Here is a 15,600-nt window from a genome sequence, read left to right as displayed (position 1 = left end):
AGAATGACTGTTTGTTATTTGGTCAAACTAATAGCAAATTGGACAGTGAAGGAGAACATCATGGAATTATTTACGATTATTATTCGGACACTAGTCATTTATGTTGTGATCTTAATTGTCTTTCGTCTCATGGGGAAAAGAGAAATAGGACAACTATCCATTGTTGATTTTGTTATTTCATTGATGATTGCAGAATTAGCAGTGATGACAATTGAGAATGTAAAAGTCCCCATTTCTCACCAGTTGATACCGATGTTTTTGTTAATGAGTATTCAAATATCCTTGGCATACATATCTCTAAAAAGCCAAGGCTTACGTAAATTAATTGATGGGAAACCATCGGTTATTATCCGGCAAGGGAAGATAGATGAGAAAGAGATGAGTAAACAACGTTATAATTTTGATGACCTTTTGCTACAGCTAAGGCAAAAAGATATCCAGTATATGTCGGATGTTGAGTTTGCTATATTAGAACCGTCTGGGGATTTATCTGTCATACGAAAAGACTCTAATCCTTCTATTGATGGAAAACCGTCTTTTTTGCCGTTACCTTTAATACTAGATGGAAAAATTCAGTTTGAGCATATTAAAGAAATAGGAGAGACGGAAAGAGGCTTAAGGAAGGAACTTCGGAAACTTGGTTATTACGATGTAGAAAAGATCTCGTTTTGTTCACTCAATCGAGATCAATCATTTTTTGTTGATCTAAAAGATGAATAAAAAAACTGGGTGCTTGTCCCCAGTTTTTTGTGCTTTTTAATAACTTTCATCTCCTTTTAAGTTTAAAGCCACTTTTTTAAGATAGGTAATTTTCTTAGTTCATTCAAATGAATGAGTTTCAAGGAAATAACTAGACTTAAGTAAATAGCAGCAGTAAAGAGGATACTAATAATCGTCTGCCAAAGTAAAGAATATGTGCTGTCTAATGAGTTCCATACAAACGTACCGATGATACCACTGATAAGCATAGTACTGAGTATTTTAATAAAATCTCTCACATGAAGAGTGAAGCTAATTGTTTTCACTAGCGTTGCAAAATGGAGCAAGGTAACTAATAAAAAGCCAATAACGATCGCTAGAGCAGCACCCATTATACCTAACTCTGGTCTTGAAGCTAATATAAAAATAGCGGCTGTTTTTACGAAAGCACCAATAAGACTATTTACCATTGCAGCTTTTGCAAGGTTTAATGCTTGAAGTGTTGCTTGCAAAGGTCCTTGGAAATATAGAAATAAACTAAATGGAGCCATGATTTTTAAATAACTAGCGACAGTGGGGGCATTATAAACTAAATCCATTATTGGTTCTGCAAATACATACAATAAAACGACCGAAACTCCACCTGATATTAAGGCGAAACGAAGCGCTTGATCTAATCTGTGATGAATGAGTCGATAATTTTTTACGGTTGCTGCTTCACTAATTGCAGGAACAAGCGATACGGATAAAGAATAAGTAATAAACGTAGGTAAAAGGAGCATCGGAATGACGTACCCTGCAAGCTCTCCGTATTGAGTAGTGGCGACTACCGTTGTAACTCCAGCAATAGCTAAGCTTTGTGCCACAACAATCGGTTCAAAAAAGAAGGACAAAGAGCCAATCAAACGACTTCCGGTTGTTGGAAGTGCAATGGTCATTAAATCGTTAAATGTTTTTTTACCACCTTTTACATGAGAAGTAAATTCTTTGCGAATCCTAAAGTTTTTTCTCTTTTTAAACATGGTGATCATAAAGATCAATGATGCTAGTTCACCCAGAACGACGGAAGCCATCGCACCAGCAGCAGCGTACTCCACGCCATAAGGAAGGAACATCGATGTCAGAGCGGCAACAAAACTAATTCGGACAATTTGTTCGATCACTTGAGAATATGCAGTAGGTTTCATGTTCTGCAATCCTTGAAAATAACCACGTATGACAGAAGACAAGGCAACAATTGGAACAATTGGTGAGATGGCAATGAGTGGATAAAATGCTCTTGCATCAGTTAGTAACGTCGATGATACGATTGGTGCAACTAAAATCATCGAAGCAGTAAAAATAATACTTAAAATAGACGTAACTGTAATTGAAATAACAAGGATTCGTTTCACACGAGACCGATCTCCATCGACATCTGCTTCTGCAACTAGTTTGGAGATGGCGACAGGTAATCCGAGTTGAGTAAGGGTAATTACTAATAACAATGTGGGCACAGCCATCATATAGAGACCAACGCCTTCTGCGCCCATGATTCTCGCGACAACGATTTTATTTACAAATCCGAGAATACGGGTGATCAGTCCTGCGACGATCAGAATAGCTGCACCTTTTAAAAACGTTTGTTTCGTCATCTAGGCCCCTACTTTCTTTTGAAAAATCATAGATTTTTTCGCTAAAGATGTATATGCTAAATAGGTGGCCAAGCATGACAAGTTTTGAAAAATAACTTTTTATTTTATACAGGATGATTCAAATTTAATAAAAATAAAATGAATGAAAAGTAGCGTTTATTATCTGTGATCATGCACTCAAGATTACTTTCATAGAGTATAAGTAGGACAAATGAAATATTAGAAATGACGTTAAAGGAGAAGTGGAACTTTGGAATGGCGTAATATTTATAGAGGTTTTTTAATGGGCGTAAGCAATATCATCCCTGGGGTTAGCGCAGGTACAATTGCATTAGTTTTAGGAATATATGATCGGTTGATTGAATCGATCAGTGATTTTTTTAGTTCTAGGTGGCGACAGACATTAGGTTTTCTAGTCCCATTAGGAATAGGTGTGATCTTACCTTTTATTCTATTAAGTGGGGTCATAAAATGGCTAATGGAAAATCATCATCAACCTACACAATTTTTCTTTTTAGGATTAATTATTGGTGTTATTCCAATTTTGCTTAAAGAGTCTAAATTGAAAGAGAAGTTTACGTTTGCTCATGGGGGTATTCTAATATTATTCGCAATCACACTTGGTTATATTGGATATGTTAATCCTGAGCCTTCGAATGTCTTGCATGAGCTAACGTTTATAAATGGTATTTGGTTTTTTGTGGCAGGGGCAGTTGCTAGTATGTCTTTGTTGTTGCCAGGCATGAGTGGTGCGCTAGTATTGATTTTGTTCGGTGTTTATTTCACTGCAATGAGCGCTTTGTCGTTAGCGACATTAAATGTTGGTGTCATATTAGTTATTGGTTCTGGAATCCTATTTGGTTTTGTTATAAGCAGTAAATTTATTAAATATATATTAACTCACTTTCCATCCATGACGTATGCTGCAATCATTGGATTACTTATTGGATCAACCATTGTTATTTATCCAGGTTTTACAGCTGGTGGGAGTGCTTTATTTCCAAGTATTATCACCTTTATTGCTGGCACACTCACTGCATTTTTATTAGGTTCAAAAGAAAGTAACTAATCTTTTCTTAAAAGAAGCAGGAGGGAACACGATGACAACAAAAGAACAGTGGAGTTATTGGAAAATGAAATTGGAACCGGTGATTCAAAGTAAAGTAGAAGAATGGCATATATTTGGATATGATAAAGTAACGGAGAAAGACGTTTGGGATTGTTTCATTGCTAAATTAGAGAAAAACAAACAGAGACCTGAAAAAATTCGTTCTCACTGGATGGTAGCAGAACTTTTTCATTTAAAAGCGAATGATTATATGACATTTCTAACGATACAAGCTTATAAAGGTCCGGAATGGTTTGATCATGATGAAAGAATTGACTACGACTTAAACATTTCTGTACAAGGAAAAAGTTAATCGTCCAAGCTACGATTGACATGGGATTTCAAATCTCGCTATAATAACACTACTGGTTCATTAAAGGACAAGCTTTACATAGATTTAACGACCCTTTTCATTATTAAGGGTCGTATCGTCATGTGGATTTACGAAGGAGGATCATTCGTTCATGAAAAAGAGAAAAGGGGTCAGAAAAAGTCTGATTGTTACTTTCTTTGCAATTGTCATCGCTTTTGCAGCATTGATTGCAACAAACGTCTTGGACCATGCAGAAGATATTAGTTTAGGATTGGATTTACAAGGTGGATTTGAAGTTTTATATGAAGTAGAACCTGTCGATGGAGAAAGTGAGATAAACCGAGAATTACTAACAGATACGGTTAGTGCGTTGAATGCTCGTATTGACGTTCTTGGCGTGTCAGAACCGAACATTACGATAGAAGGTGATGATCGGATCCGTGTTCAATTAGCGGGTGTAACGGATCAACAGTCAGCAAGAGAACTTCTTTCCACAGAGGCAAGACTTTCGTTTCGAGATGTGAATGATGAAGTCATGATGGACGGATCAGACCTCGTTGAAGGAGGAGCAAGACAAAGTTTTGACCCTGATACAAATCAACCGAATGTCACAGTACAAGTCGATGACGCGACGTTATTTGGAGAAATAACTAGAGATTTATTGGATCGCAGTGCTCAAGGAGAAAACATCTTGGCCATATGGTTAGATTACGATGAAGGAGATTCTTTTGAGGAAGAAATTATGAAAGAGGATTCCAAGATCGTTTCTGCACCTAGAGTAAGTTCTGTCATTCAAAGTCGCGATGTCGTGATTGAAGGTGGAGACTTTACCGTAGACTCAGCGCAAGAATTAGCAGGTATTTTAAATGCTGGCGCTCTTCCTGTTGAGTTAGAAGAAATTTATTCAAACTCTGTAGGAGCATCTCTTGGTGAACGATCGATGGAGTTGGCTATCAATGCAGGTATGGTAGGAGTCGCGCTTATTTTTGGATACATGCTTGTTTACTATCGTTTTATGGGAATTATCGCCGTGTTAACACTTTCAGCCTATATTTATTTAGTATTAGTTGTGTTTAATTGGTTAAACGCTGTTTTAACGTTGCCAGGTATTGCCGCATTGATTCTAGGTGTCGGGATGGCAGTGGATGCAAACATTATTACGTTTGAGCGAATAAAAGATGAATTACGTTCTGGTAAGTCAACCATCAGTGCCTTTCGTGCAGGAGGCAGACGTTCCTTATCAACGATCTTGGATGCCAACATTACAACGATATTAGCAGCGGGTGTGATGTATGTGTATGGAACAAGCGCCGTTCAAGGTTTTGCTGTCATGCTTATCGTTAGTATCATCGTAAGTTTTGTCACAGCCGTTTTCGGGGCAAGGTTGTTGTTAGGTTTGTGGGTGAACAGTCGAATGTTAAATAAAAAACCTCGAATGTTCGGTGTGAAGGAGCGTGAAATAAGTGAACTTTGATCATGAAGAAACAAAATTAGATTTTATCAAACACCGGAAAAAATTCTTTATGTTTTCTGGGATCTTTCTTTTCGTCGGAATCATCTTGTTATCAACGTTAGGGTTGAATTTAGGGATTGATTTTGAAAGTGGAACAACGATCGACGTTCTTTCTGATGAACCAGTGACGGCTAATGAAGTGATGGAAGAATTCGAAAGTATTGGATATACGCCTGATGATTTAGTTTTAGCTGGTGACAACAATGAAACGGGACGAGCTTCCTTTATTGGTGGTTTAACTCAAGATCAAACATTAGAAGTTCAAAGTCATTTTGAAGATGTTTACGGAAATACGCCAGCAGTTAGTACGGTTACTCCTATCGTTGGAGAAGAATTAGCTAAAAATGCAATTATTTCTGTTCTAATTGCAGCGGCAGGCATCATTTTGTACGTGACGATACGATTTGAATTTTTATATGGTATCTCAGCAATTGTTGCATTATTCCATGATGCTCTCTTTATCTTAGTTGTGTTTAGCATCGTTCAAATGGAGGTTAATATCCCTTTTATTGCTGCAGTTTTGACGATTGTTGGTTATTCGATCAACGATACAATCGTTACATTTGATCGGATTCGTGAGAATATGAAGTTCGAGAAGAAAGTCAAAGACTTTGATGATGTTGCTCGTGTGGTCAACAAAAGTTTGGTGCAAACTTTAGCGCGATCCATCAACACGGTATTAACGGTAGTTTTTGCAGCGGGCGCCCTATTTGTTCTCGGTGGCGAAGGACTTCGAACCTTTTCTTTTGCTCTCGTTATCGGCCTAGTAGCTGGAACGTATTCTTCCTTATTCATTGCCGCACAGGTTTGGCTTGTGTTGAAGTCTCGTCAATTAAAGAAGGTTCGTCATCGTAAAGTAGAAATAGAAGAGCAACCTGAAGTTTAAATGCAAAAAGTGACGCAATTTGCGTCACTTTTTTGCATGTGCATGACGTTTCTTTTCAATGATTTGGAAATAAGGTATAAAAAGGGTATGATAAAAGAAACGATGTAATCAACCGTTATAGATGAAGGAAGGGTCATAGATGGCAGAAACGGAACAAGATATTCGCTATAAAAAAGTCCGCTTTGGCGCGTGGGTAGGAATAATAGGTAATGTTGTTCTTGCATTATTAAAAGGGATTATTGGTGTGGTTGCAGATAGCCGGGCACTAGTAGCCGATGCTGTACACTCTGCTTCAGATGTTGTTGGATCTGTAGCAGTATTAATTGGAGTTCGAGCTGCGAAGCTACCACCAGATCAGGATCATCCATATGGTCATGGAAAGGCTGAGACCGTCACAGCTATTATTGTTGCAGTTTTATTATTTTTTGTAGGGCTTGAAATTGCTATTAGTGCAGTACAATCTTTTTTTGAACCGATAGCTGTTCCTGGAACAATTGCTATTTATGCGGTGATTTTCTCGATAATAATTAAGGAATTGATGTTTCGATATAAAATCTTTTTGGGTAAAAAGTATAGAAGTGAAGCTTTAGTCACAGATGCTTGGCACCATCGTTCAGATGTCTTTTCATCTTTTGCTGCTTTAATTGGGATTGGAGCAGCGATTGTTGGGGGAAACATAGGGATTGATTGGCTTATTTACATGGATCCAGCGGCAGGTATTATGGTAGCACTCTTAATTATGAAAATGGGCTGGAAACTAGGAGGCGAAGCTATTCATAATACGTTAGATCATGTTCTTCATAAAGAAGATACGGAAGATATGCTCGAACAAGCAGAAGCTGTTGAAGGTGTGTTGAAAGTAGACGAACTATTAGCAAGGGAACATGGTCACTATGTTATCGTGGATATTAAAATAGCTGTTCATCCTCTTATTACAGTAGAAGAGGGACATGCCATCGGAAAATTAGTGAAAAAAGTTCTTATGGAGGATGGTTATGTGCAAGATGTACGCGTTCATATTAATCCATTTTCAAGAGAGGAGAATGATGATTCATGAGAGGGCAATGGGGATTAATAACAGGGCTTGTCATTGTGTTGATAATATCAGTATTTGCAGTCATTAATGTCGATCCTGTAGAGGTAAACTATTTATTCGGTCAAAATGAATGGCCGTTAGTATTGGTAATTATCGGATCTGTACTAATGGGAGGTTTGATTGTTGGCAGTGTAGGAATGTATAAAATTTATAAACTCCAACAACAAATTAAGCAGTTAAAGAATAGAATGCCTGAATCACCAGTAAACGATGAAAATGACTCGGAAGAAGAAACAGAGTTGGAACCTCGTTCGAGAAGAGGTCAGCGAAAGAATGCAAAATAGTTATTCATAGATTGATTGCTACCATCTCTGACCTTATGTATAATATACGGGTCAGGGGTGATTTTTTATGCTTTATTCAAAAGCAGAATGGAAAATTACAGAAATTGAAGAATCAAGCGTTTCTCAGCTTGCAGAAGAAGTTGGCTTATCAAAAATAGCGACTCGATTTCTAGTACAACGTGGAATGAATACAAAAGAAGAGGTCGATGCCTTTTTACATATGAATGAAGATTCTCTTCATGATCCTTTTTTATTGAAAGATATGGATAAAGCGGTAAAAAGGATACACCAAGCGATCAAAGGGGAAGAACGTATTCTAGTTTTCGGTGATTATGATGCTGATGGAGTGACGAGTACCTCGCTCATGTATTTGACGTTAAAACAATTAGGAGCAAATGTCGGTTTTTATGTTCCAAATCGTTTTACTGAAGGGTATGGTCCGAATGAAAAGGCTTTTCGTCATGCAGCTGAGGAAGAAGTCACCTTAATTATAACTGTTGATACGGGAATCTCAGCCGTTTATGAAGCAGATGTGGCTAAGGAATTGGAGATAGATTTAATTATTACGGATCATCATGAACCACCGCCTTCGATACCAAATGGATTTGCTGTTATTAATCCAAAGCAAGAGGACTGTTTTTATCCTAATAAAAACTTAGCTGGAGTAGGTGTCGCATTCAAACTATCGCAAGCTCTCCTAGAAAGAATTCCAGAAGAGTTTTATGACTTAGTTGCTATCGGTACGATTGCAGATTTAGTGAGCTTACAAGGAGAAAACCGATTTTTAGCTATTAGAGGCATTCAATCATTAGGTCGTTCTCAAAGACCTGGTTTAAAAGCGCTACTTGAAAGAGCAGGGGCTAACACACAGGAATTGACAGAAGAACAAATAGGGTTTCTTATTGGCCCACGATTAAATGCAGCAGGGAGACTTGAGTCTGCAGATCCTGCTATTGAATTATTGATCACGGAAGATCTATTGGAAGCAGATGAACTGGCGCAAATGATTGATGATTTAAATAAAGAGCGTCAGCAGATTGTAAAAGACATCGCGAAAGCAGCCGAAGATCAAGTAGAGAAAAACGGTATACCGCCTGTGATTATCGTTGGGGACTATGGCTGGAATGCTGGTGTTATTGGAATTGTTGCTAGTAGGTTAGTAGAGAAATATTATCGACCAACCATCGTATTGAGTTTTGATGAGGAATCAGGTTTAGCAAAAGGTTCCGCTCGGAGTATTGAAGGCTTTGATATGTTTCAATCTTTATCCAAGTGTAAAGAATGGTTACCTCATTTTGGTGGTCACCCAATGGCAGCAGGTTTGACGATGAAAATGGAGCATATTGAAGGCTTAAGGGAACGAATGACGAACATTGCAATTGAAACGTTAACAGAATCGGATTGGAAAAAGTCCCTTTCAGTAGACTTACCTGTTTCACTCGAAGAAGTAACGATAGAAGCTATCCATGACCTTCAGCAAATGGCTCCTTTTGGTATGGGAAACCCAGCACCAAAAGTTTTGCTAGAAGATGTGAAAATTCATATGATCAAAAAAATTGGAGCAAATGAAGATCACTTAAAAATGAGCTTCACTAATGATAAAGACCATGTCATAGATGGAATTGGTTTTCGAATGGGACAGTATCATGATCAAATTTCATCATTATCAAAATTGTCTACAATTGGCAAACTATCGATTAATGAGTGGAATGGTCAAAGCAAACCTCAATTTGTGATGGAAGATTTAAAAGTAAAAGAGTGGCAGTTATTTGATTTCAGAGGAGATAAACGTTTATTTGATCATGAAAAACTGTCTAACCTTGAAGAATGCACGGTTGTATTATTCCATTCACACACAGAAAAGTGGTTAGGTAAATTCCCGGACCATTATAAAATTGTGAAAAACTACAAAGAAACTCCTGAAACTGGACAACTAGCGGAAGCAAAAAACGTACTTTTGTTAGATCTTCCAGCTACTACTGATCAATTTAAAAGCCTCTTACAAGTAGGCAAAGCGGTACAAAGAATCTATGCGGCATTTATTAATGAAGAAGACCACTATTTTAAAGCGATTCCATCAAGAGATCAATTTAAATGGTTTTATGCTTTCCTTGTTAAAAGACAACGTTTTGATGTCCGGAAAAACGGTAAAGAGTTAGCAAAACTTAAAGGTTGGTCAGAGACAGCAGTTCCGTTTATGTGTAAAGTGTTTTTTGAACTGGAATTTGTTAGAATAGACAGTGGTGTTGTTGAAATTCAACCGCAACCGTCAAAAAAAGATTTAACGGAGTCGTTCACATACCGAAAACATATGAATCAAAGTGAGATTGAAAATGAGTTATTTTATTCTTCTTATCGTGCTTTGAAGCATTGGATCGATCGAGCGATGAATGAGAAACAATTAACTTCTGTGTAAAAAATATGTTAAAAAAATTATTGTTACGGCTTATAGTCGAGATAAAATTAGGAGGAAGTCATGATGGATTTCAAGGAATATATCACGGTTGTAGAAAATTTTCCGAAAGAAGGTATTCGTTTCAAAGATATCACCACATTGATGGAAGATGGAAAAGCTTACAAACAGGCAATTGATGAAATGGTTGAATTTGCTAAAGAAAAAGATGTTGATGTGATTGTTGGACCTGAAGCGAGAGGTTTTGTTGTTGGTTGTCCTATCTCTTATTCATTAGGATTAGGGTTTGTGCCTGTTAGGAAATCAGGCAAATTACCAAGAGAAGTACTTGAAGTAGATTATGGATTAGAGTACGGGAAAGATTCTCTTAATATTCATAAAGATTCGATCAAACCTGGTCAAAAAGTATTAATCACTGATGATTTATTGGCAACTGGTGGAACCATTGAAGCAACAATTCAAATGGTGGAAAAATTAGGTGGCGTTGTCGCTGGAATTGCTTTTATGATAGAACTAAGCTATTTAGACGGTCGCAGTAAATTAGGTAAGTACGATGTTTTCTCACTTATGACGTATTAATAATAAAAGGAGTGTCTCTTGACACTCCTTTTTTATATAAACTCCTGTTATCCTATCTGTTTTTTCTAACTAAAATAAAAAAAGATCTTATTGAATGCTATTCTGTTTTATTATATGTTATGATTACTTAAAGTCTTTTCTACGGAGGAGCTTCTTTTTTTACAATAAATTCGACATTTTTTTCATATCGTTATACATAAATAAAACAACTAATATCTATGGTTTAAAAGCATTAGTTTGAAAATTTCCATTTACACGAATTTTTTACCAACAATTTCCTATTAATTAAGTCTATGGGTTTCTAACGTTTAAGCTACGTTAATAATGGGATTGGAAGACTAGAAACCATATGGACGATGTCTATTGATGAACGTTTCCATTGATTAAATAAACGATGTAAGAGAAGAATATATATAAAGAAATAGTATAAAAAAGAAACAATAGAATGGTTTCATTACTAATCCAAAGAAACTCAAGGTGATCTCATGACTAGCGAACAAGTTCTCCAAAAAGCAAATGAATACTTACCAGATAAAGACGTGGATTTTATACGGAAAGCCTATCAGATGGCGGAATATGCCCATAGGGAACAGTATCGCAAATCTGGTGAACCGTACATTTGGCATCCCGTTCAAGTAGCCGGTATTCTTGTAGAGCTAGGAATGGATCCAAATACAATAGCTGCAGCTTTTCTACATGATGTGGTAGAAGATACAACCGTAACTTTAGAAGACTTGGAAAAAGACTTTGGTCAAGAGGTCGCCATGCTTGTTGATGGTGTAACGAAGCTAGGGAAAATTAAATATAAATCTAAAGAAGAACAACAAGCAGAAAATCATCGAAAAATGTTTGTAGCGATGGCAAGAGATATTCGTGTCATTCTTATAAAGCTTGCTGATAGGCTTCATAATATGCGAACACTTAAACATTTACCACCTGAAAAACAACGTAGAATAGCAAATGAAACATTAGAGATTTTTGCCCCTCTTGCACACAGGTTAGGTATTTCAGCAATTAAATGGGAACTAGAAGATACAGCGTTAAGATATTTGAATCCTCAGCAATACTATCGAATCGTAAACTTGATGAAAAAGAAGCGTGCTGAACGGGAAGATTATGTTCAAGAAGTAACAAACCAGATTCAAGAGCGCCTAGAAAAAATGAACGTGAAAGCGGAAATTAACGGTCGTGCAAAGCATATTTATAGTATTTACCGTAAAATGGTTATCCAAAATAAACAGTTTAACGAAATCTACGATCTTCTTGCAGTTAGAATCATTGTGAAAAGTATTAAAGATTGTTATGCCGTTTTAGGGACAATCCACACGCATTGGAAACCAATGCCAGGGCGATTTAAAGACTACATAGCGATGCCTAAAGCGAATATGTATCAATCCCTTCACACGACAGTTATTGGACCAAAAGGGGATCCTTTAGAAGTGCAAATTCGTTCAGAGGATATGCATAAAGTCGCGGAATTTGGGGTTGCAGCTCACTGGGCTTATAAAGAAGGAAAAACCGTTAATGATTCTGAATCATTAGAAACGAAAATGTCTTGGTTTAGAGAAATTCTCGAGTGGCAAAATGATGCGAATGATGCTCAAGAATTTATGGAATCTTTAAAGATTGACTTATTTTCAGATATGGTCTTTGTATTTACGCCAAAAGGGGACGTGATCGAACTTCCCAAAGGGTCTGTTCCATTAGATTTTGCTTATCGAATTCACACAGAAGTAGGTAACCGATGTATTGGAGCAAAAGTAAACGGAAAGATGGTACCTTTAGACCATCAATTTAAAACAGGTGATATTGTCGAAGTACTTACGTCCAAACACTCTTATGGACCAAGTCAAGACTGGATAAAGATCACGCAAAGCTCTCATGCGAAAAATAAAATTCGCCAATGGTTTAAAAAAGAACGTCGGGAAGAAAATGTTGATAAGGGCCGGGACCTAGTTGAAAAAGAAATTGAACGAAAAGGTTATCGATTAAAAGATGTGTTAACAAACGAAAACATTAATCGCGTAGCTGATAAATTTAGTTTTACTTCTGAAGAGGATATGTATGCAGCGGTTGGTTATAGTGGCATAACTGCAGCGCAAATAGTTACGAGATTAACAGATGATATTCGGAAAAAACAAGATGAGGAACAAGAGTCTCAATCATTATCTGAAGCAGTTGAAGAAATTAAATCACAAGAGAAGACATCACCAAAGACAAGCACAGGTGTGAAAGTGAAAGGGGTAGATAATCTTTTAATTCGCTTATCACGTTGTTGTAATCCTGTACCTGGTGATGAAATTGTTGGGTATATTACAAAAGGTCGGGGTGTCTCCATTCACCGCAGTGACTGTCCAAATATTGTTAATGAGGAAAATAACACTAGACTCCTCCCTGTTGAATGGGAAGATAATCAACAAAAGCCTAAAAATTATAACGTCGATATTGAGATTTCAGGTTACGATCGACGAGCGTTATTAAACGATGTTTTGCAAGCAGTAGCAGAAACGAAAACAAATATAAATGCAGTGTCTGGTAAATCAGATAAAAATAAAATGGCAACAATTCATATGAGTATTTCTATACAAAATATTTCTCATCTACAAAGAGTTGTTGATCGAATAAAACAGATTTCTGATATCTATTCCGTACGAAGAATTATGCATTAAATGAAAGAGGGAGATTGAAGTATGCGCGTTGTCGTTCAGCGTTCATTAGAAGCAACAGTTACAGTAAATGAAGAAGTTCAAGGTTCCATTGATCATGGTTATGTCCTTTTAGTAGGGATCACACATGAAGATACAGAAGAAGATGTAAGATATGTGGCGAACAAAATAGCTAACTTGCGTTTATTTGAGGATAATCTAGACAAACTTAACTTATCTATTCAAGATGTAAAAGGACAAATTTTGTCTATATCTCAATTTACCTTATACGGAGATTCACGCAAAGGACGAAGACCAAATTTCATGGCGGCCGCAAAACCAGCTCAAGCAGAAAAATTATATGAACATTTCAATTACTTGTTACGAGAGGACCATAATCTTCCTGTTGAAACGGGAAAGTTTGGTGAAATGATGGAAGTATCTTTTACAAATCACGGTCCTGTTACACTCATTGTTGAAAGTAAATAGTGTTTTTAGGAGTAATTCTTTGTCTTTTTGGCTAAACTGAGCTAAAAAAGGAGGTTACTCCATGAGAGCGGGATATACCCACGAACAGAAAGGTTTGTTATCAAATCGATTGATTCACTCAGATTTATATCGGTTTATGGCATCTGATTCTGAGCGATCTGTGGACATACTTGGAGCGGGTTTATCAAATCCAGAAGTTCGGAGTTTAAAAAAACATTTGCAACGTAATTAAGAATATTATTTTCTGAAATAGAGGTTGACATAGGAACTAACTATTCGTATGATAGATTAAAATTGTGCAATATGAAATTCCATTGAGGGAGCAGAGTAATAAAGACTTATTCAAAACCAGAGAAGAAATGTCGAAGGCTGGAAACATTTCTATTTGAACCTTTATGAATGAACACTCCTTAGGTATTTTTCTGAATAGAGAAGAGAAACCTCTTACTAGGAAAAATCGTAGTCAGGCGTTAACTGAGCTAAAGCGGAAGCGCATGCTTCAACTAGGGTGGCACCACGGGAATAAACTCTCGTCCCTGACAACGTCAGGGATGGGGGTTTTTTATATTTTTATTTAATTGTTGTACATTAAAGCGTTAAAGTGATGTACGGTTTCTCATTGATATAAATGTTTGAAACAATTACGTGAAAAAGCAAGGAGGAGAAGGAATGAAGTATAAAATACCAAGAGGAACACAAGATATTTTGCCTGAACAATCAAAGAAATGGCAATATATTGAAAAGAAAGCTCATGATTTATGTAAAAGGTATAATTATCAAGAAATTCGCACACCTGTATTTGAGCAAACAGAATTGTTTGCTAGAGGGGTTGGGGATACAACTGATATTGTCCAAAAAGAAATGTACACGTTTGAAGATCGAGGTGGACGAAGTTTAACGTTACGCCCTGAAGGAACAGCTTCAGCTGTAAGGTCTTTTGTAGAAAACAAAATGCATGGATGGGCAAATCAACCTGTGAAACTTTACTACATAGGTCCCATGTTTCGCTATGAACGCCCCCAATCAGGAAGAATGCGACAATTTGTTCAATTAGGCGTGGAAGCAATGGGAAGTGATGATCCGGCTATTGATGCAGAAGTGATTGGTTTAGCGATGGACTTTTATAGAGAATTAGGGCTCACCAATTTGAAACTTGTGATCAATAGTTTAGGGGATAAAGAAAGCAGAACGAATCATCGCAATGCGTTAATTGAACATTTTAAACCGAGAATTACAGAGTTCTGTAGTGATTGCCAAGCTCGTTTAGAAAAGAACCCATTACGAATTTTGGATTGTAAAGTAGATCGAGATCATGAGTTAATGGAAAGTGCGCCATCGATTCTCGATTACCTTAATGATGATTCAAAAGCATATTTTGCGAAAGTGCAGAAGTTCCTTCACGATATGAATATCGCTTTTGAAGTCGATGCAACACTTGTTCGTGGGCTTGATTATTATAACAATACTGCTTTTGAAATAATGATTGATGGAGAAGGATTTGGTGCGATTACAACCTTAACGGGCGGAGGTCGATACAATGGACTTGTGGAGGAAATTGGTGGTCCAACAACTCCAGGTATTGGTTTCGCTTTAAGTCTAGAAAGACTTCTCATGGCATTGGAGACTCAAGGCGTGGTTCTTCCTATCGAACAAGGTCTAGACGCTTATTTAGTAACAATGGGTGATGAAGCAAAAAATGCTGCTCCTAAACTTCTTCATAAACTAAGGGGAGAAGGCTTAACAGTAGATGGTGATTATATGGATAAAAAAATGAAAGGTCAAATGAAAACGGCCGATCGTCAGAACGCAGACTTCGTCTTGATTTTAGGGGAAGAGGAATTGTCAAAAAATAGCGTGATGATTAAAACGATGGAAACAGGCCATCAAGAGCTTGTTCCTATGGATGAAGTTGTCGATAGAATAAAAAAATAAATAGGCTTG

At 37.0% G+C, this 15,600-nt stretch carries 14 protein-coding genes and 1 other annotated feature; of the genes, 13 read left to right on the top strand and 1 reads right to left on the bottom strand.

All coding sequences use genetic code 11. The features are described 5' to 3' along the window. The first annotated feature begins 60 nt into the window (after positions 1-60). Positions 61-720 (top strand): DUF421 domain-containing protein, encoded by a 660-nt coding sequence (locus QDN89_RS03135; protein WP_425335364.1) that lies wholly within the window; start codon positions 61-63, stop codon positions 718-720. Positions 721-782: 62 nt separating this feature from the next. Here the strand turns inward: QDN89_RS03135 and spoVB are convergent, their stop codons facing one another. Continuing rightward, entirely contained in the window at positions 783-2,333 is a 1,551-nt protein-coding gene (gene spoVB, locus QDN89_RS03130) for a stage V sporulation protein B (protein WP_280768613.1), read from the bottom strand. A gap of 250 nt (positions 2,334-2,583) precedes the next feature. Here spoVB and QDN89_RS03125 point away from each other — a divergent pair, with 250 nt between their 5' ends. The 12 genes from QDN89_RS03125 to hisS all read left to right on the top strand — a co-directional run bounded on the left by QDN89_RS03125 (position 2,584) and on the right by hisS (position 15,591). After that, on the top strand, positions 2,584-3,402 hold the full coding sequence (locus tag QDN89_RS03125) for a DUF368 domain-containing protein (protein ID WP_280768612.1): 819 nt from the start codon (positions 2,584-2,586) through the stop codon (positions 3,400-3,402). Between the two features lie 31 nt (positions 3,403-3,433). Continuing rightward, the gene (locus QDN89_RS03120) at positions 3,434-3,754 is read left to right on the top strand and encodes a post-transcriptional regulator (protein ID WP_280768611.1); all 321 of its coding nucleotides are present in this window, start codon (positions 3,434-3,436) and stop codon (positions 3,752-3,754) included. Positions 3,755-3,905: 151 nt separating this feature from the next. Next, on the top strand, positions 3,906-5,228 hold the full coding sequence (gene secD / locus QDN89_RS03115) for a protein translocase subunit SecD (RefSeq protein WP_280768610.1): 1,323 nt from the start codon (positions 3,906-3,908) through the stop codon (positions 5,226-5,228). Continuing rightward, positions 5,218-6,153: a protein translocase subunit SecF gene (gene secF / locus QDN89_RS03110; RefSeq protein WP_280768609.1), complete on the top strand. Its 936-nt coding sequence runs from the start codon at positions 5,218-5,220 to the stop codon at positions 6,151-6,153. Before secD ends, secF begins: the two co-directional genes overlap by 11 nt. 139 nt (positions 6,154-6,292) lie before the next feature. Continuing rightward, positions 6,293-7,210 carry a cation diffusion facilitator family transporter gene (locus QDN89_RS03105; RefSeq protein ID WP_280768608.1) on the top strand — a complete coding sequence of 306 codons (918 nt, stop codon included), beginning with the start codon at positions 6,293-6,295 and terminating at the stop codon, positions 7,208-7,210. Next, positions 7,207-7,533, top strand: a complete 327-nt coding sequence (locus QDN89_RS03100) for a LapA family protein (protein WP_280768607.1) — start codon at positions 7,207-7,209, stop codon at positions 7,531-7,533. Before QDN89_RS03105 ends, QDN89_RS03100 begins: the two co-directional genes overlap by 4 nt. Before the next feature lie 67 nt (positions 7,534-7,600). Continuing rightward, entirely contained in the window at positions 7,601-9,949 is a 2,349-nt protein-coding gene (recJ, locus tag QDN89_RS03095; protein WP_280768606.1) for a single-stranded-DNA-specific exonuclease RecJ, read from the top strand. Between the two features lie 63 nt (positions 9,950-10,012). Next, positions 10,013-10,525, top strand: coding sequence for an adenine phosphoribosyltransferase (locus QDN89_RS03090; RefSeq protein WP_280768815.1), 513 nt, complete (start codon positions 10,013-10,015; stop codon positions 10,523-10,525). Positions 10,526-11,010: 485 nt separating this feature from the next. Next, positions 11,011-13,194 carry a RelA/SpoT family protein gene (locus QDN89_RS03085; RefSeq protein WP_280768605.1) on the top strand — a complete coding sequence of 728 codons (2,184 nt, stop codon included), beginning with the start codon at positions 11,011-11,013 and terminating at the stop codon, positions 13,192-13,194. A 21-nt stretch (positions 13,195-13,215) separates the two neighbouring features. Beyond that, on the top strand, positions 13,216-13,659 hold the full coding sequence (dtd, locus tag QDN89_RS03080) for a D-aminoacyl-tRNA deacylase (protein ID WP_280768604.1): 444 nt from the start codon (positions 13,216-13,218) through the stop codon (positions 13,657-13,659). 61 nt (positions 13,660-13,720) lie between these two features. Then, positions 13,721-13,891, top strand: a complete 171-nt coding sequence (locus tag QDN89_RS03075) for a hypothetical protein (protein WP_280768603.1) — start codon at positions 13,721-13,723, stop codon at positions 13,889-13,891. Between the two features lie 73 nt (positions 13,892-13,964). Continuing rightward, positions 13,965-14,200: a binding site (T-box leader), on the top strand. A 128-nt stretch (positions 14,201-14,328) separates the two neighbouring features. Further along, positions 14,329-15,591: a histidine--tRNA ligase gene (gene hisS, locus QDN89_RS03070; protein WP_280768602.1), complete on the top strand. Its 1,263-nt coding sequence runs from the start codon at positions 14,329-14,331 to the stop codon at positions 15,589-15,591. The last annotated feature ends 9 nt before the right edge of the window (positions 15,592-15,600 follow it).

Source organism: Salipaludibacillus daqingensis, from assembly GCF_029891575.1.
Lineage (GTDB): Bacteria > Bacillota > Bacilli > Bacillales > Salisediminibacteriaceae > Salipaludibacillus > Salipaludibacillus daqingensis.
Note: the sequence above shows the minus strand (reverse complement) of the source record. Positions and strands in the feature narration are given on the sequence as shown.